Annotated in this window: 17 protein-coding genes; 8 read left to right on the top strand and 9 right to left on the bottom strand. The window is 34.6% G+C overall.

Translation table 11 applies throughout. The annotated features are described in order from the left end of the window. Positions 1 to 55 precede the first annotated feature (55 nt). Positions 56 to 667, top strand: coding sequence for a hypothetical protein (locus GFS03_RS13295; RefSeq protein WP_153422689.1), 612 nt, complete (start codon positions 56 to 58; stop codon positions 665 to 667). On the opposite strand, the gene ilvC is transcribed toward GFS03_RS13295, so the two are convergent. The 4 genes from ilvC to GFS03_RS04405 all read right to left on the bottom strand — a co-directional run bounded on the left by ilvC (position 664) and on the right by GFS03_RS04405 (position 6836). Continuing rightward, a complete protein-coding gene (ilvC, locus tag GFS03_RS04420) occupies positions 664 to 1662 on the bottom strand; it encodes a ketol-acid reductoisomerase (RefSeq protein ID WP_153422688.1) in 999 nt (332 codons plus the stop codon). The genes GFS03_RS13295 and ilvC overlap by 4 nt on opposite strands. Positions 1663 to 1704: 42 nt before the next feature. After that, complete coding sequence (gene thiC / locus GFS03_RS04415; protein WP_153422687.1) at positions 1705 to 3006, bottom strand: phosphomethylpyrimidine synthase ThiC; 1302 nt, start codon at positions 3004 to 3006, stop codon at positions 1705 to 1707. Between the two features lie 928 nt (positions 3007 to 3934). Next, the gene (locus GFS03_RS04410) at positions 3935 to 5605 is read right to left on the bottom strand and encodes an McrB family protein (protein ID WP_153422686.1); all 1671 of its coding nucleotides are present in this window, start codon (positions 5603 to 5605) and stop codon (positions 3935 to 3937) included. A gap of 25 nt (positions 5606 to 5630) precedes the next feature. Further along, on the bottom strand, positions 5631 to 6836 hold the full coding sequence (locus tag GFS03_RS04405) for a hypothetical protein (RefSeq protein WP_153422685.1): 1206 nt from the start codon (positions 6834 to 6836) through the stop codon (positions 5631 to 5633). Positions 6837 to 7389: 553 nt separating this feature from the next. Between GFS03_RS04405 and GFS03_RS04400 the strand changes: the two genes are divergently transcribed. Then, positions 7390 to 8160 (top strand): Zn-dependent hydrolase, encoded by a 771-nt coding sequence (locus GFS03_RS04400; protein ID WP_153422684.1) that lies wholly within the window; start codon positions 7390 to 7392, stop codon positions 8158 to 8160. A gap of 390 nt (positions 8161 to 8550) precedes the next feature. On the opposite strand, the gene GFS03_RS04395 is transcribed toward GFS03_RS04400, so the two are convergent. After that, positions 8551 to 10542 carry a GH116 family glycosyl hydrolase gene (locus tag GFS03_RS04395; protein ID WP_153422683.1) on the bottom strand — a complete coding sequence of 664 codons (1992 nt, stop codon included), beginning with the start codon at positions 10540 to 10542 and terminating at the stop codon, positions 8551 to 8553. A gap of 60 nt (positions 10543 to 10602) precedes the next feature. Next, a complete protein-coding gene (locus GFS03_RS04390) occupies positions 10603 to 11598 on the bottom strand; it encodes a GH12 family glycosyl hydrolase domain-containing protein (RefSeq protein WP_153422682.1) in 996 nt (331 codons plus the stop codon). Positions 11599 to 11688: 90 nt separating this feature from the next. On the opposite strand from GFS03_RS04390, the gene cpsA reads away from it, so the two are divergent. The 3 genes from cpsA (at position 11689) to GFS03_RS04375 (ending at position 14236) form a co-directional block, all read left to right on the top strand. Then, on the top strand, positions 11689 to 12870 hold the full coding sequence (gene cpsA, locus GFS03_RS04385; protein ID WP_153422681.1) for a carboxypeptidase CpsA: 1182 nt from the start codon (positions 11689 to 11691) through the stop codon (positions 12868 to 12870). 29 nt (positions 12871 to 12899) lie between these two features. Beyond that, positions 12900 to 13373 (top strand): hypothetical protein, encoded by a 474-nt coding sequence (locus tag GFS03_RS04380; RefSeq protein WP_153422680.1) that lies wholly within the window; start codon positions 12900 to 12902, stop codon positions 13371 to 13373. Between the two features lie 134 nt (positions 13374 to 13507). After that, positions 13508 to 14236, top strand: coding sequence for a glycosyltransferase (locus GFS03_RS04375; protein WP_153422679.1), 729 nt, complete (start codon positions 13508 to 13510; stop codon positions 14234 to 14236). Between the two features lies 1 nt (position 14237). Here GFS03_RS04375 and GFS03_RS04370 read toward each other — a convergent pair whose 3' ends face one another. The 3 genes from GFS03_RS04370 to GFS03_RS04360 are packed head-to-tail and all read right to left on the bottom strand — an operon-like array spanning position 14238 to position 16314. After that, a complete protein-coding gene (locus GFS03_RS04370; protein WP_153422678.1) occupies positions 14238 to 14759 on the bottom strand; it encodes a hypothetical protein in 522 nt (173 codons plus the stop codon). Further along, positions 14756 to 15166, bottom strand: a complete 411-nt coding sequence (locus GFS03_RS04365; protein ID WP_153422677.1) for a hypothetical protein — start codon at positions 15164 to 15166, stop codon at positions 14756 to 14758. The genes GFS03_RS04370 and GFS03_RS04365 overlap by 4 nt, the downstream gene beginning before the upstream one ends. Before the next feature lie 23 nt (positions 15167 to 15189). Next, positions 15190 to 16314 (bottom strand): MFS transporter, encoded by a 1125-nt coding sequence (locus GFS03_RS04360; protein WP_153422676.1) that lies wholly within the window; start codon positions 16312 to 16314, stop codon positions 15190 to 15192. A gap of 95 nt (positions 16315 to 16409) precedes the next feature. On the opposite strand from GFS03_RS04360, the gene GFS03_RS04355 reads away from it, so the two are divergent. The 3 genes from GFS03_RS04355 to GFS03_RS04345 are packed head-to-tail and all read left to right on the top strand — an operon-like array spanning position 16410 to position 18195. Next, positions 16410 to 16886, top strand: a complete 477-nt coding sequence (locus GFS03_RS04355; protein ID WP_153422675.1) for a hypothetical protein — start codon at positions 16410 to 16412, stop codon at positions 16884 to 16886. A 42-nt stretch (positions 16887 to 16928) separates the two neighbouring features. Beyond that, the gene (locus tag GFS03_RS04350) at positions 16929 to 17795 is read left to right on the top strand and encodes an SPFH domain-containing protein (RefSeq protein WP_153422674.1); all 867 of its coding nucleotides are present in this window, start codon (positions 16929 to 16931) and stop codon (positions 17793 to 17795) included. Then, positions 17776 to 18195 (top strand): hypothetical protein, encoded by a 420-nt coding sequence (locus tag GFS03_RS04345; protein WP_153422673.1) that lies wholly within the window; start codon positions 17776 to 17778, stop codon positions 18193 to 18195. Before GFS03_RS04350 ends, GFS03_RS04345 begins: the two co-directional genes overlap by 20 nt. Positions 18196 to 18499 lie beyond the last annotated feature (304 nt).

Here is an 18499-nt window from a genome sequence, read left to right as displayed (position 1 = left end):
AATTTCATTCGCACAACTATATATTTTTATACTCTCTTCTCAAGAAGAATATTAAATGAGATTACTATTAACTACTGAAACATTTCGCCAAACTTTACCTTTCCAAAATGAAAAGGTTATTGTAGTGGGAGTTATGGAAATTGATCCAGCTAACAAGAAAAAGGATTTTCACTTCTTCACAGAATGGGATTTAGGTAACGAAAAAGAGGTTATAACTAAATTTTATGAATACATGAAAGGAAAAATTAATGAAATCGGATTAAATAATTTGAACTTCTTCAGTGGGAAGAGCAAAGTCCTCGAAAGGCTATTCATAGTTGGGTTTAACATATTACGCTTTGACATACCAATTTTAACGCAGAAGGGAGTTGAGTACTCAATTGGCACGATTTCCGAGTTGAACTCACTATGGAGTAGTTTAGTTGTAATAGATTACCTTCAAGCAATGTTACCTTACAATAAGATGAGATTAAAGGGTATGAACTGGGAGAAATTCAATTATCTTTTATGGAAAATGGGACAGAAGGTACCTAAAATTCCCTTAAAGGGTTCGCAAGTTAAGGATTTATACGTAAATAAGGATTACGCAAATATCCTTAAACGTAACAAGGCTAAACTCCTAACACTCTACTCTGCAGTTAAGGTTTTTGAAAAGGAGAAAGTTTAATCGTTTACTTTTCTTCCAAGAATTTTATACAACTCCTTTTCAGCCTTAGCCATTTCACTCTGTGTAGCCAACTCCCATAGCCTGTAAAATACGGGGTAGCCAGCTTGTTGTTCTAATGTCCACTCCTTAGCGAAACTCCCATCCCATATATATTTCGCCTCATCCTCTACAACTTTTTTAACCAAGTCATAATATTTAAACATTCTCGTTAAAGTTCCATATTGACTGGTAGTACTGTGGTGAACCATTTGATTAAATATACCCTCTTCAGCAATTAATCTAGCAATCTCAGCTAATTCCCCAGATGCGTAAAATTCCAATAACGCTGCCTCTGGAGATACCCCATATTCCTTTACAGCAACGTCAAAACAAGCCTTTATAGCCCCAAAAAGTATTGGCACCCAAGTGTGTTCACTCATTAAGTCCAATAACGCCTCTTCTTCGAATGAGGAAATTACTGCAATACCCCCGGGAATTGCACCTATACCTTTGGCTATTGCTTTAGCGTAATCCCAAGCTTTCCCAGATGCGTCTTGTTTAACTCCCAATAATACGGGATAACCTTTCCCTTGTTTATGTAAATCCATAATACCTTCTCCAACCATTCTGGGAGCAACCATTACGGTATCAACGCTTTTAGGTGGTCTTATAAGTCCAAATGCTACATTATACCCACTGGCAAAGTCTAAAACGAACTCCTTTTTGGTTTCTATAACTGGGGCAATCTTCTTCTCATAAATCTCCTTCATTATTTCGTCTGGAATTAGTAGAAAGGCAATGTCAGCCCTCTTCACTGCCTCATCTATATCGTAAACTTCAAACCCTTCCTTTCTAGCTAAATCGTAATACCTATCCCTAATGTTTCCTATAATAACGTTTAGACCATTTTCCCTCATAATATTAGCTTGTACTCTTCCTTGATTACCATAACCAATTACGGCAATTAACTTTCCCTTTAAAGGTTCTAAACTCGCGTCTAAAACTGTTTTATCCATAAAAAAGTATTGGAGTATGAAAATAAAAATATGAATCCGTACTTATAGGGATGATGAAGAGCCAATCTTCCTCACTTGATCCATTGCCCACATCATTGGACAATACCCACCACACATAGTACACGCTCTTACTTTCGGAGTACCAAACTGAGTGTATACTTGATAAGCTCTTTGAGGATCAATTAGCTTGGAAATCATATTGTCCCAATCAAGTTTCCCTCTATAATAGCTAACTTCATCATCCCATTTCCTAGCCCTTCTCCCTAACTTAACTACATCACCAGCGTGAGCTGCAATCCTGTAAGCAATTGCCCCTTCCTCAACTTGTTTGACAGTTGGTAAACCCAAATGTTCAGCTGGAGTTAGATAACACAATAGATCTGCACCAGCAGCTGATGATATTGCGGCACCTATTGCAGAAGCTATGTGATCATAAGGTGCACCAACATCTATCGGTAAAGGACCTAAAACGTAATATGGCACACCACCAGTTAACTTCTTCATTAACTTAACGTCCCAAGCTATTTCGTTTAACGGTACGTGTCCCGGACCCTCAACCATTACTTGCACACCCTTTTGCAATGCACTCTTCACTAGCCTAGCGGTTTCCAAGAGTTCACCAATCTGAAATTCATCATGAGCGTCTCCAGTTGCTCCAGGCCTTAGTGCATCTCCCAAAGAAATTACCGCATCATATTCCTTGAACATTTCCAATAAGTAATCCCAGTGTTTCCTATACGGATTTTCAGAATTATTGTGTATCATCCAACCAGCTATCATATCCCCTCCCCTTGATACTATTGGAATTATCCTGTTGCTCTTTAATGCCCTAATAGCTAATTCCTTAGTTATCCCAGCGTGAATTGTCATAAATGCAACTCCATCCTTTAAGTGCTTTTCTACGGTGTTTAATAATTCGTCTTCAGTAAAATAAGCACCACCGGATTTCTTCTTAAATGACTCTATGAATACTTGATACACTGGTACTGTACCTACTGGTAAATCTGATGTCTTTATTATCTCCCTCCTTATAGCATCTAAATCTCCTCCTGTTGATAGATCCATTAAGGTATCACCCCACTTGTTTGCGACTTTCACCTTCTCCAATTCCATCTCTAAGTCTACAACTTCACTTGAAGTCCCGATGTTTATGTTAACATTAGTAGTTAATCCTTTACCTATTGGAACAAGTTTTTTGCTAGGATACTTAGCGTTCCTAATTAACATTATTTTACCCTCACTTATTCTATTTCTTACCTTCTCTACCGAAATTCCCTCAAGCTTACTAATTTCCCTCATCTCATCTGTGATTTGACCCCTTCTGGCCTCATCTATTATGGCCATAACATATATTCATATAACTAAGTTATAAAGATTATTATATACTATGAGATGGGAAAAGTCCCTAAAATCTGGAATTATTCAATTTGAATCATATTCACGTAAAATTTTTCGTCCTTCTCTTCTATTGTGAACAATAATTTTGTTAATTTAGTATAAGTCGTATACAGCATTCACTTATTTCTCAATTCAGCATATGATTTAGCCGTTAATAGGAGTAAGAGAAAATCTAAACTAATAATTCTTAATCTTTATCAAGATTTTCGTTACACAGTTACTATTTAATGAAAGAGGTTTGAAGAGGGAATTTAAACTTCAAATGAGTGAAACTGTTGTCCTCACTCTATTATGTAAAAATTTTATTTATATAGAAAACTAATGATTATGTATGAAATTGGAAAGTAACAATAAAAGAATACTATCGAGGAATTAGTGGAGTGTTGTCAACAATTTAATTAATTTGAAATTAATTGTGTACAGTGTAGATGAGGAAAAGGATTAAGAGGTATAACTTTGTCCATGTCCTTATACATTTGACTTGTTTGTTTTCTTGCAACTAAATATGAATAACAATTTCACTCATTTCAAACTTAGTTTAGATTCTTCCGAATTACATTAGGTAAGTGCTTTAGTTGCATTACAAAGTCCTTGGCAAATGGTTTAGAATTGTTACATCTTGTGCTCATCAACATCAAAATTTTATGTTAAATTGAAAATATCGAATACCTTTTATGGCTGTTATTTTGCACACTTCCTTTCCCTAAGAAATACTTTAGCCTTACCCTCCCTCTTATTTGGAATATTTTCTTTATCATGATAATAAAGAAGATAAAGGGAGTAGTGGTGTCATTTCCTTCAGAGAGGATAATGAGGGAGATAGTAGAAGAGTTAAAGGAAGATGACAGGAAGAACAATAAGTGAATTAACTTTTTTATTGTCCTCCTTTTTCTTTTTTCCATTTTTCTATTAATCTATTAAATTTATTTATATTATCTGGATTTAATGTCCCTATTGTAGACCTTAAAACTTCAACGAACTTATATATATCAGCATTGTTGTCATCAAGACGGGAATATATATCCAGCGCTGTCTTTAGGCTAGCCGGTGAGATATTGAACTTTATTACCTTATCTTCTTTTTCATTTAGATTATCTCTAAGATATTTTACAAGATCCTTAACTCTTTCCTTAAAGCTCTCACTAAAAGAAATGTAATTTTTAAGAAATTCATCCAAATCTTCGGTTCCTTTTGGATAATCAAAGTGAATTATCACGAACCTTCTTGCCAGTGCATCCCCAACATAAAACAGATTTCTAGCGTCGACTAAATTTATTGTAGCAATAATTCGTATTCTTTTCAATGGTTCATTTTCTCTACTTTCTCTCTTTAACTTCTCATATATTTCTAAGAAATTCTTAGTTACGTTATCTATATTATCCCCATAACTCTTAATTTCCTCTATTAGAGCATTGGGAATTGACCATTCGCTAGGATATGGAGTAGAAAACATCGTCATTAATTCTCCAAATGCCTTATCAACGTCAGCCCTATTCAATTCATCAATTACGACGTAATAGTTCCCCTCCTTTATTCTTGAAGCATTTACGTACGCTTGAATGAAAAGCCCGCTCTTCCACATTACAGATCCCTCTCTTATACTTTCTCCTCCTATCAAATTCCTTCTAAACCAAAGTGAATTGGCAGTAGCTACTTCATAACAGTTATCATTATTGCCAGTTAAAGACTTCACAGTCCTTATAGCTAAGCTGGTTTTTCCAGTACCGGGTGGGCCGACTAGGAGTACATTAGTAGTTTGTAGAGCTTTCAGTATAATCTTAACTGTATCTTGAGGAATATATAAACCATTAAGATCTGGTTGTGCATTTTTATTACAAACTATCTCACTTGATACGTGCTCTTTCTGAGTGCTGGAGCTAAACATAGAATAAAAATCTAAAGTGGATATAATTTCCTCTTTCTTCGATAAAATATATTTTTGAAAAGCTTTAAGTGCTTTAGTATTATCTTCTTTATAGCATCGGTTTGACTGTTGAACAGTTCCTTCTAACCTATCATTATCTCCCTTCCATTTATCACTGTCATTATAGTTTTTTCTTATGCTTTCATGAAGCCAAAACACTTTTATTCTAAATCTTGCCGTCCAGATTTTCTCATCTTCATTCCATCCTCTAAAATTCCTCATTGCGTCCTTAGCGATATCCGTTACTACTCCAAATCCAATAATACCTAGACCACTCATTCTTAGAAGTGCTACCAATATTTTATCGTTCTTAATTTCTATTTTACTTTCATTCTCTGTATCATTTTTCTTGCCTCTTTTCTTCTTATTGTCTCCAAAATAGATTTTATCATATCTGTCGAAAATGCTACTATAATTTTTAGCCGAAACACCCCATAAAGTATATCCTAATTCTCCATAAATAGAATATCTTATAGATTCTGTCCAATGAGATTTTTCACCTACAAAAGAGCAAGGAACAAAATTTCCTTTTTCAACATAATCGAGGAAAGTTTCTGCCCTATCTTGAGAGTCTAGTAATTTCTTGAATTTGTCTCTGACTACTAGCCAATCATTATACATAAAAAAGATTTGGATAATCTTGTATTTATATGTGTTTTTTCATTATCTTATCGAGCTTCGATAAATTGTTCTTTTCTAACTCCAATGGATCTATAATAGCCATATATAGTAAATGATTATTATACAAGAAATCTAGTATCCCGCTTTCCTTCCTAGCAATCTTATCCAATTCCATTGTCGCATTATCCTCATTATCGAAGCTAATTTGTTCAGTCTCCAATCCGGGGTAAACTAAGACCGCTAATGAAGGATCATATTCATAAGTATAAGCCATAATTTTGAATCTACCCATTGTAATATAACTAACTTTAGATGAGTACTTACATTCAAAAATTATCGGCCTTTCGTTTGTAAGAGAAATATCCGGTCTTCCCTTATATTTCTCTACATCCTCTTTATAATCAACCTTTCTTAGAGAGGATTGGCCAAGTGAAGCATTAAATATTATACTTAACCTCTTATTACCTCTTATAGCTATATATTTATCTTCCTCCTTCTTTATTTCATAACCTTTAGATTCAAGGTAATTTACCACTAAGTAGAATATATAAAGCTCATATAATTTCCACATAATGAATTTTATTAGTTTCTTGTTTATGGGCTTCTTGGGTGTCCTTATCCCTACCTTAATTTCCTCCAATTCTTTAGCCATAAAATACGCTTTATAGGCTCGTAATAACCAATCTGGGTCAGTATAGGAAGGATCTCTAAAATAACCATCTGGAAATTCCTCTTTGATTTCATCTACTCGAGAAAAAGTCCGGTCGAAATCATCCAAAAAATTAAAGTAACGAGGTATTTGCTCTTTTCTTACTTCAATTTTACTTCGTTTTTCCTTAATAATGGAATAAATTCTTCTCATAATATAGCCTAAGATTCCATATTCTGGAGCATTATATCCCTCGGTAAAGCTATGATAGGCTACCAAACCCATAGAGTATACCGGAATACTTAAGTCTACATTCAACTCACCATATAGGTCATTAGAGTATTCAATTGAAAATTCTTTATAGGTTAATCTACTCTTTTTTGCGTCCTCTGCAGATCTCACTACACTAGCTGTTATTAAGTACATAAGGTAATAATAAATATATGATAGCGTATAGTCATCTAGAGGGACTTCCTCAGTTCCATTAAAAGTCGAGAGCAACTTTTCAACATCTACAATCCCCTTATATTGTAGATAATAGCCTCCAACCTTTTTTAGAAGCGTCCTATCTCTCCTATTCACATAAACTAGTACGTTTTGGAATATTTAACATTAGATTTTTAAGTCAAGAGTGCGATAATAATTTTGCTAATTCAGTACAAATCATATGAAGTGTTAATTCGTTTTCAATTCAAAGTATGAGATGGATGTTTAAAAAGAGAACTGGTAAACTCAAAACCATTCTATTATAAAAAATAATACTACTTATCTAATATTGAATGTATAGAAGAAATAGAATTAATTACAAGATAAACAGTCAATAAATCAAAAAAAGATTTAAGGTGAGGGAAACTAGTAAGGACGAAGTAGTTCTCTTACTAACTTAATTAACGGAGAATCTCTTACTTTCATTAATACTATGTTAACAATGCTTACTTAATCTCTCCTCATATCTAATATGATAATTTACTTAATCTCTCGATAAGCTACTTTATTAATTCAATTTCCTTATCGTAAAAGTCTTTTTTATCTTCCTTGGGTTCATGCTGACTGCAAAATGTCGCACTCTATTATACCGTATTTATCCTTACAAGTATGAGTTGGTATTAATAAGCTTGGAGTGGTTAGGTAGGATATGGTTTCTCTACTAAAGATAATCCAAGTTGGAGATCATGGAGAAGTACCGGGAGCGGAGATTTTTTGGATGAGAGATTTCGATAAGTGGTATAGGTTATCATTTTACTCCTTTCTTTTAAGAACTGAGGATAACGAGTACGTATTGGTTAATACTGGGTTACCAGACGATTTGAGCTTAAGAAATAAATTCTTAAGAGAATGGGCTAAAAGTGATAGATGTAAGTTTCAACATGTAGAGAAAATTGAGAATGCCCTTGTTAGATTAAACCTTACTACTGATGATATTTCTCACGTCATTATTACCCCTGTTCAAGATTACAGCATTGGGAGGATTCACTATTTTAAAAAGGCAAAATTATACTTTTCGAGAAAAGGATGGTATGAGGATGTCGTAACTCCCTCTTCTTCACCTTTCCTAAATAGAGATATTTATCTGCCTAGATATATAAGGGAGTACTTATTTGAAGAAGCTTGGAATAGGATCGTTTTAGTGGAGAATCAAGAAGTGGTAAAGGGTATTGAAGTAAGATGGTCAGGTTGTCATCATAGGAGTTCTATGTTAGTTAGGTTTGAGTACGATAAGAGGAAATGGTGTATAAGCGATTCAGCTTTCGTAATGGCTAATTTTGAGCAGAATATACCCATTGGTATTGCTGAGGATATTTACGAATGTCTAAGAGCTTATGATTACATGAGAAAAGAGTGTGATATTATCATTCCAGCTTATGACCCAGATAACGTGAAGAGATTTAAGGAGTATCTTTTATAATATCTCTCTTTTTCCCTTTCTATTTTTAGACTTTAATGAATAAGAGACGGTGAAGTTTAAAATTAAAAATGTTGGACCAATACTCAAGGTTAATATTTAAAAAGGCAGTTTTTATCATTTTTACAGTATTATAATCTAGAAGGAGTAAAAGCAAATAATAAGAAAATTATTATTATTTTGTTATCACTGCATCTTTAGTGTTATTACATATTTATACGTTGACGTAAGTCATATCATTGGTAGCAATAATAATTACTATCCACCTTTTACATAAATTATAGTTTACTATTATATGTCTAAAAAATGAATACTTTTTATTTTAGTTCTCACCGTATGTATACATATGTAGATATAAGGTTCGTGTACCTATAAAATAACTAACTATTAAATTTAGAATAAAAAGCTCCAAATGCTAGGACTGCCTATATAATGATCCAGATAGTTGATCTCCGGCTTTCCAGTGTGACAATTAACCCTTGATGGTTGATCCCAAACCATACCGTTTCTCACCAAGTTATCCCATTCTTTCTTACAAAAGCTCAAATCATTAATGACACCTTTCTTATAAGCTAGCCAACAAATTGCAAATACCATTCTAGGCCAAGAGGAGTAAGTTTGAACGCTGAAATTAACGATCTTGCCGTTTTCGTCAACAAGGTTAGGGACACAATAGGGAGAGGCATTGCCATTTAGTTTTACAATACTTTCCAAGGCACTTTTTATCATGTGTTCATCTACGATATCCTCTAATCCTACTAAAGTTGCAAACCATTCCCCGTATAGTTGAGCTAGAAAGGAAGCCTTCTCAACACCATCCCAGGCTTTAAAATACCTACCGTTAAACATTTTTCTAAATGCTTCTCTAGCAATACTTAACTTTTCATTAATGAAATCAATATAATTGCTGTCACCGACTTGCTTTGCAATTTCTCTCATTGCAATTAAAGAAGCTATGAAAAGGGAAGAGGTGTAACTATCGTTGCCCTTAATGATCGTTGCGTCAAACGCGTTATCCATTTCTCCCTCCATAAAGGGCAAACCGCCTTTACAATGTCTTAACTCCCAATCCATAACCCTAACCATAGTTGGGTAAACCTCTTTCAAGAAGTCAATATCGTTAGTGAATCTAAAGTACCTATAAACTAATAGTATTAGGCTAGGATTCATATCCTTCCACTTTGGAGGGGAAGTAGTACCATCAATTGGGGAATCTAAGGAGTGAAAGCCTAAATCGTGGGGAACATAACCGTCATCCCTTACGTAACTAATCAATAATTTCAGAAATGACTTCTCCAACTCTGGGAACATTAAAATCACTGGTAGAGAGCCAAATTCATAACAAGCACCTATAGTACCTAAATATGGACAATTCTGTGGAGCCTCGTAAATTGCAAATCTGCCTTTTTCATCTAGCCAAGTATTTGAGGAGAGAATGTACGCACTGTTAATTATTGCATCTCTCAACCATTCTTCTCTTACTTTTACGATGTCGTGAAATACATTCTTTCTCAATTGGTCAAAGTTATCTAAAAAGTACTTTGCAATTTCCGAGGAATCCTTAAAGAAGTTCTCGTAATAGTGCCCATAGGGGTAATAGACATGTTTACCAGTGAAATACCATGCAAACACATATCTTATTTCCACTCCTATTTCTGATATTATAATACTTGCTGGATCATCCCTATGACCAGTTACTTCGTGAGGATCATCCTCAATTTCCTCTCCCATATTCAATTTAACCCAAGGCTCCTCATTTTCGTATTGTGATAGCCAAAAGTTTGTGGTCTCGCTTGGCTTTTTCTTAAGGTTATATTGCGTTATAATTTTACTCACATTGTTTGATATTAAAGTAGTATTTCCCTTTGCTGGATCGTAATCATTTGCCTTTAAGTTTTTATGTAAGACGCCGTTTCTTATGTTTTCATTTACCCTCCCAACACTCACGCTACCAACGATATTTGGGAAGGATATTGCTACGATCCCATCCTTGATACCGTTAATTTTTAAACTGATCCCAATTGCTGGTAATGATGAATTCTTCAAGTCGTGGGGAATAATTGGTGAAAAAGCTTCTAACGTTATTTCGACATCATCAGTCTTTCCCATTATTGTAACAACTGGATATTTACCTTCATAAAATATTTCACTTGGGAATTCCCTTACCTTGTATAGCCCACTGTCTTGTTGAAAAAGGAATCCTCTCTTATCCTTAGGTTTGATGAATAAGTGGAATCCTCTTAAGAGCTTAATGGGATTCCCCCAATTGTTCATTATTGTAACGTTGGTTACTCTGACCTTGTTGTCGATCTCCAATTTTCCAGTACCAATTCCTCCCAATGGCACTCCAGCTACTATCCTATCCTTATTAGTATATTTAACCATGTTACACTGTTTGTGTAAAAAGATAAAAAAGGTTTAGAGTTTTCGTATGAGAGTTAAAAATTAGAGGAGAGTTTCAGAGAAATTTGATATAGTCCATGAGAAGTACGCTGTACCATTAGAAGTCATGGTTCCCCATTCTGTACCTAATTCCCAGTCCGTTAAATAGTAATTTGTAATGTTGTAGGTTGTGAAATTACTTAACGCTTTGATGAACAAATTGGGCTCATATGCAACGTATCCATTTGTGACTTTCCAGCCATCTGGTCTAAAGGCTATATATTCCCAACCTCCCCAGGGAACACTCTTCATTTCCCATACTTGGAAAGTAGCGTTCACGAGAGTGTGATTGATATATATTGGGATTACCACTTTTCCAACTTGTTGTCCAGCTGGTTGTAGGTTTTGACTAAATAACCAAACCATTATCTCAATATCGCCATTACCCGGAGCTGTTCCGGGACTAAAGGCTATCTGGGGCCTTACTATCCAAGCATCTGATGCAATATCGAAATTTATTGACGGGTCTATCTTAGTTAAGTTTATGTAAAATGATACTAAGAATGGCGTCATGTTACCTATTCTCATTGGGAATATATTACCCGCATATGAAGTATCCCATGGTTTTCTCCCCACATAAATCTCCGGATAGCCATTAGTCCACTCTAAGGGATTAACTTGCGTTAGGTTGAAACTAACAGATAGCGTACGAGTGAGTGGATTAAAGACCATAGTGTAGTTACCGTTCCAAGTTTTAGCATTCCACATATTTACTTCAATATAGAATGACGGTATAGTTGAGGTATTTAGGTAAACTGGAGTTGGTGAACTAGCAGGAGATGTAACGTAAATTAGTTGAGGTATGGGATTAGTGGAGGTCATTGTTGTAGGTACAGTAGTAGTTGTTGTGGTCATCGAAGTTGTGGTCCCATTATTATTAACACTTATCGTTGAGGTTCTAACATTAGGTGACTGATAGTGTAAGTAAATAACTTCACCGATTACTCCTACAACTATTATTACAATTATCGGAACTACGATCATATATAATTTATTCATTATTCCCTATCGCGTCAGTAAACTGAAAAGATTTACGGTTAACTTTTATTTACGGATTAAGCTTTTTATTTTTAGTTCACTAATTCTCTTATGGATTTGGTTGAGAAGTTAAAGAGTGACGTAAAGGAAATAGAGGATTGGATAATTCAAATTAGAAGGAAAATTCATGAATATCCAGAACTTTCCTATAAAGAATATAATACGTCTAAACTAGTAGCGGAAACGTTAAGGAAATTGGGAATAGAAGTAGAAGAAGGAGTTGGATTACCTACAGCAGTAGTTGGTAAGATTAAGGGAAATAAGCCTGGGAAAACAGTAGCGTTAAGAGCAGACATGGATGCCCTTCCAGTAGAGGAGACTACTGACTTAGAGTTCAAATCAAAAGTTAAAGGTGTAATGCACGCTTGCGGTCACGATACTCACGTAGCAATGCTTTTAGGCGGAGCTTATCTCTTAGTTAAGAATAAAGATTTGATCAGCGGTGAAATTAGGCTAATATTTCAACCAGCAGAGGAGGATGGAGGATTAGGAGGAGCTAAACCAATGATAGAGGCTGGAGTTATGAACGGTGTAGATTACGTATTTGGTATACATATATCTAGTAGTTATCCATCGGGGATATTCGCAACAAGAAAAGGTCCAATAATGGCTACGCCAGATGCGTTCAAGATTATAGTTCATGGAAAAGGCGGTCACGGTTCGGCTCCTCACGAGACCATAGACCCAATTTTCATTTCCTTACAAATAGCCAACGCAATTTACGGTATAACGGCTAGGCAAATAGACCCAGTTCAACCCTTTGTTATATCCATAACTACAATACATTCTGGGACTAAGGATAATATAATACCAGACGACGCAGAAATGCAGGGAACAATAAGAAGTTTGGATGAGAATGTGAGGAGTAAGGCTAAGGATTACATGAGAAGAATTGTCTCATCAATATGTGGAATTTACGGTGCGACTTGTGAGGTCAAATTCATGGAGGACGTCTATCCAATTACAGTAAATAACCCAGAGGTGACTGATGAGGTAATGAAAATTCTATCTTCAATATCAACAGTTATTGAGACTGAGCCAGTGTTAGGAGCGGAGGATTTCTCTAGGTTTCTCCAAAAAGCTCCAGGTACGTACTTCTTCTTGGGAACTAGAAATGAGAAGAAAGGTTGTATATATCCCAATCATAGCTCTAAGTTCTGTGTAGATGAGGATGTTTTAAAACTAGGTGCTTTAGCCCATGCATTATTGGCGATTAAGTTCAGTAACAAATAAATGGTCTAATACTAAATGAGTAATTGAACATGGAGAAGGAAAAGGTACTGAATATTTTGAGGAGTTCGTCAAATTTACCCTTAGATTTAATTAGGAGACTTCTTTCCGATAAGGATAAGGATATTAAACACGAAGCCTGGAATTACGTTATTTTGAACATAAGGAATAAGGAGTTTCTACTGGAACTTTTATCATTTCACGATACTGGAACGAGATATAGGGCGTGGAATAGTGTTCCAGAGTTCGTCAATAGGGGAATATTATCTTTGGATGAGGTTATGAAAAGGAAAGAGTATTTCCTTGAAATGTTAAAGGACAATAATAAGGTTGTAAGGGGGTTATCCTGGTATGTTACGTTAAAACCCCTATTGGATATGAAAGTGGTAAGTTTAGAGGAAGTTCTTGTATATTCTCCTTTCTTATGTGAGTTGGTTAACTCAGAGTTTCATGAAGTCGTAAGAGAGGTTATGGAAGAGTTTAAGATCACGTGCAAGTTTATATAGAATAGAATAATTAACAATTCATGTAAATATGTATAGGTTATTTTGGTCTATTTTATTTATGAAATACGTTATATAAGTATTATAGATCTTCGCTCAAAATACTTTTATTTTTTAACCTACTAGTACTAGTCAAATTGATTTCGATTATCATACCAGCACTAAATGAGGAAAGAAGAATCGGTAAGACGTTAAATAAAATATCATCAATATTACCTAATGCTGAAATAGTTGTAGTATTCGATGGAAACGATAATACGCCAGAAGTGGTTAAGAAATTTCCGGCAAAGCTAATAATAAGTAAGACTAGACTTGGTAAAGGGGGAGCCTTAAAAAGAGGAATTACTGAAAGCAATTTCCAGAGAGTTTTGCTAATTGACGCTGATTTTCCAATTACTGAAGAGGAGTTAAATAAAATTTTAAGCACTGATGCTGACCTAGTTATTCCCAAGAGGAAAATTGTTGGGATGCCATTAAAGAGGAGGTTCCTACATAAGGCATTTATAATACTCACGAAGATATTCTTTCCTTCCCTGGCTAAATTTTCAGACTTCCAAGCCGGTGTTAAATTACTGAATAGGGAAAAGGTTTCAAGCGTATTGAGCGAGTTGGTAATTAACGATCTCCTTTTTGACGTTAATTTAATTTACGCATTTAAACGTAGACATTATAAAGTTAAGGAAGTTGAAATTAATTATATTCATGATGAAAGTGATAGTAAAATATCTAAAAAGTTAATAAAGGTCATAATTCTAATGTTCCTTTCCTTGATAAAATTAAGAGTATATTATTCTCCCTTTAGAAAAATCCTATATACAAGGATGTATCTTAAAGCACAAGACTATATTTTACGAAAGCTAAGATAGCTTACCGGTTTATTATTCTTGAGATCAAGTTAAAGGTACCCGCAAAAAAGGCTACCCAATAGTAGATCGTGGGGTAACTTTCAACTAGAATTGTTACTTTTACGTTTTTGTACAACACACTCATGTTCTGACTTCCTATTATAAATAGCGGATATTTCGTGGGAGTAACGTATCCTACCACGTAATTAAATATTAAGTAAAATATAAGTGGGTCCAATAAATAGAGATAGCTTATCCATGTTATTAATAGATAGTGACTCATTATATCCTTTTTCAAGGCGAGATAGATATAATAAAGGGAAACACTTATCACATAGAACCTAAACGCAAACAAAATATAGTTTATTATTGTACCTATTTCTAACTCTTTACCAAGGAATTCTAAGTAGAATGAGAAGAGGCTATCCTTAATTACTACTATTCCGCCAGCGGAATAATACCACCAATAACCCGGAAGTAATGATACCATTACGTTCAGCAACATGCTTATGATTAATATTAACGTTCTTTTTTTAACTATCATATTTTCTCACTTTGTGAAAAGGTTGTATTGAATATCTTGATCACTATCGTTAAGTTGTATGAATTATCTTGAACTGCCCTCTCAAACATTTCCAAATTTGTCACAACCACACTGATGTTCTTTACCTCATTAGGGCTAATTGTTACCGGCTTTGATAAATAAGTATATTTTCCAGTTACGTTTAGTAAGGTTATGGGGAAGTTGAGTGTATTGTTAAAAGATAAGATTAACTGATTATTGTAAATAGCTATGCTTACTTTCGGTTGTGTGGTGAATAACGGCATAATAGTGTAGTTGATTTGGTTTAAGGTTATTTGATATAAAACGTTGAATGGATTAATGATGGCAAATTGAACGATAAGTACTGAAATGAATACTATTAAGCCTATGATTTTACCTAAATTCACGCTTAAATATTATATGAGAACTACTATAAATGTTTCAAGGATAAAAGTGATACGATAGATATTATACACCCCACATCTAGAGCTAACATTGAAACGGAGAAGCTATGGGTTAAATACAGTGTCAATCCTACAAATGATGGAGCGATCATCGTCCCAATTTGGGATACAGCATTGGCGTAACCTATTGAAGTCCCTGCACTAGATTGTCCAGCTATTTTCATTATTAAGGAATCCGTTGGAGGTCTATAGGAGAACGAGAAAATCCCTAACAAGAAAGCTTCTGGAAGTATATCAATGTTATTTGAGAAAATTATCAAAAACGTTAATGCGATGAATCCTATCAGATTTATCAAGATAACGTTAGTATCGCCAAGCCTTTCTACTAGTCTTTCTACACTTAAAATCCCCACCAACTGACCAACACCAAAAAGGAGGAGGAATAGAGCTGAGAATGTTGGAGCTATGCCTCTATAAAGTACTAGCATTGGGAAAATCCAGGTTGTTGTACCCCATGTGGACCACAGTTCCCCTAATCTCACTAATGTTGCCATTGTTATTTTCCTATCAAGGATTATCTTGAATGACCTCTTGATTTCAGTTTTATTAACGTTTACTCTATTGAAGTGGCTGAAAATTGCAATTAATCCAAAACTTATTGCCATAATTAAGTAAATAAATCTCCACAAATGAAGTAGAAAGCTAGCTATAATACCTAAAGTGATTATAGTTATTGGTCCAGCACTTTCCACTAGAGCCACGTAAAATGTGAACTTTGAGCTGTTGGAATAACTAACTGCTACAATTTTCATTGCAGATGGAAATATGGCAGCTGTTATTAGTCCTTCTATTAGATATACTATAAGTAAAATAGCGTAACTCGTAAGGAAGAGGAAGAGCAATAGGTTCATTCCTACCAATATTATTGATGCGTATTCCACAGCACTACTTGGGCCTATTTTGTCTATAATCAAACCCCAAGGTATTGAGGAAACCACATAACCCACGTAAAAAGCTGTGGCAACTAGTCCTATTTGTACTGAGTTTAAGTGGAAAAGTAAGGCTATTGGTAGTGATATTACTCCCCAACTGAGTCTTAAAAATAACTGAAGAAAAGTACCTATCCAGCTTACTATTATATTTCTTAACACAAAAAGACAATGAGATAAATCTCGCTTTTATGGTTATCGTTCTAAAATATTTTTAGGATAAATAATTTTATAATCTCCTAGGTGTATATTCAAATATGCCAAGGGAACTAACTCCAATTGAGCAGTTGCAATTACTCATTCCGGGATATAGGGGATATAAGGCTAAGGATCTAATTAGACAAGATGATTTCTTAGTTAGGAGAGCAGTTGCTGATAGGTTAGAACAAGCGATAAGGATAATCTCAGAAAAGGAAAGTTTCATTGCCTCGGCTGACCCGTTTTCACCACAACTTAAGGTAATGGAGTTCTTAATCTCTAAAATTAGAGAACTAATAAACTATATAATGTCGAGTCAAGGTGGAGGTGCAGATATTTACGCTAGGTGGAAGGTCACTACAGAAGAGTTGGATCAAATAGTTAATCACGACGTAAAAATGATTGATATTGCTTCGCAAATAGTCGACCTTGCAAAGGATAATAAAATTGGTGAACTCGAACCATTATTAAACGATTTGAGAACAATATTTTACGATAGGATGAAACTATTTTATCCTCCTGAACTTAGAAAATAGTAATGAAAAAGTTTAAATACTCTTCGTAGTACTTATTTCTATATGTCACTAACTGTTAGAGGCCAAGTTATTTCGACTGAAAAAGAAGACGGTTCAAGTTTTATGACAGCTGATACCATAATTTTCAAATATCCAAAAGAGGCAATAACTTCGAAATCACTCATAATAGTGCAACCAACAGAGAGGGCGATTGTCGTAATACAAGGGCAAATTGCAGCAGATTTACCCCCTGGAAGTCATAACATTCAAACTCCCGGTAATCCCGTCTCAGCTTTCCTATCTAAGTTTAGGTATAATACATTACCATATGATACAGTAGTTTATTTCGTCTCAACCACCAGACACGAAGTTAGAGTAGCTGGAATTAGTCAGACTGATGATTTAGTACCTTTAGAGTATGAGACAGCAATTTACTTTAGAGTTCAGAACCCTGCAGCCTTAGTGACCAATGTCCAATTCGGTTCTCTATATTTCAAAGATGCAGATCTCGCTCACTATATTTCCCCAATAGTAGATCAAGAAGTAAGTTCAGTTTTAAATCGCGTGGGTTTAACAGATGTTTTCAAAAAGTTCTCTGATATTTCCACTGCAGTTACAGCAGCTTTAAAGCAATTCTTAGCGGAAATAGGTGTTGATCTAATATCCGTGAGAATAACTAGACTTTTACCTCAAGATCCAGAGTTGAGAAGGATAATACAGTTAAGGGATTTAGGAGTGCCATTGACCGATGCAGTTAGAATGGGATTAGCTAGGATCTTAGCTGATCAACAAAATCCTGCATCAGTTAATATGGCACTAGGAGTACCTTACTATCCCAATCTATCAACTATAGTGAACTTACCTGACGGTTTAATCAGAGTTAGTCTACCCAGAAGGGGGCAACAACAAAGTGGTGGAGTACAACAGTAGAATTCTAGGTTATAATATTGCAACGTCGATAGGTTACTCCTTTATCCTAACCATAATCATGGCAATAATATCACTAATAGTTAAGGCTTTTTATCCTCCAAGCCCTTTTGAGATTTCGCCAATTGAAGCTCTAATTCATTCTCCAGCAGAGGGCATTGTGCAGATTTTAGTATTGCTCATATTAATAGCATTTGTCTTTCCTAGTAGGACAGTGCTTGAGAAATCCTCTTTAATTCAGGTTAGAAAGATAGCCTTAATTACGGGATTATCCTATTTAGTCTTCTCCTTATTGCCATACGCCTTCACAGTATCTTATCCTCAAACATATTTAGGATTAACAATAGCGTATAATTTGTTAAACGGTGTATTTTCAGGATTTATAAGTACTATTATAATTTAATTTTATCCCTAAAGATTTCATTTGCAAATTTCAACATCCATAGGTGATTATATTGTTTTTTGTTTTTCCAAGAACATTTAATTTCTAACTTTATAGCTAAACTTTAGAAGATACCATAAATTACTGAATATGATAAAACTTCCCATATTAGCTACAGTTTCAAGATGCATTATTACTATAACATGGACAAACTGTAAAACTTCTCTAGGAAAAATATAGAAATTTCTATAGGAAAGTAGAATATTATAAAATGAAAACTCTTATCTATGATTATAAGATTAAAGTCACTGGCCATTTACTTAAG

It is taken from the genome of Sulfolobus sp. E5-1-F, assembly GCF_009601705.1.
GTDB lineage: Archaea > Thermoproteota > Thermoprotei_A > Sulfolobales > Sulfolobaceae > Saccharolobus.
This window is presented reverse-complemented; position numbering and strand designations above follow the sequence as displayed.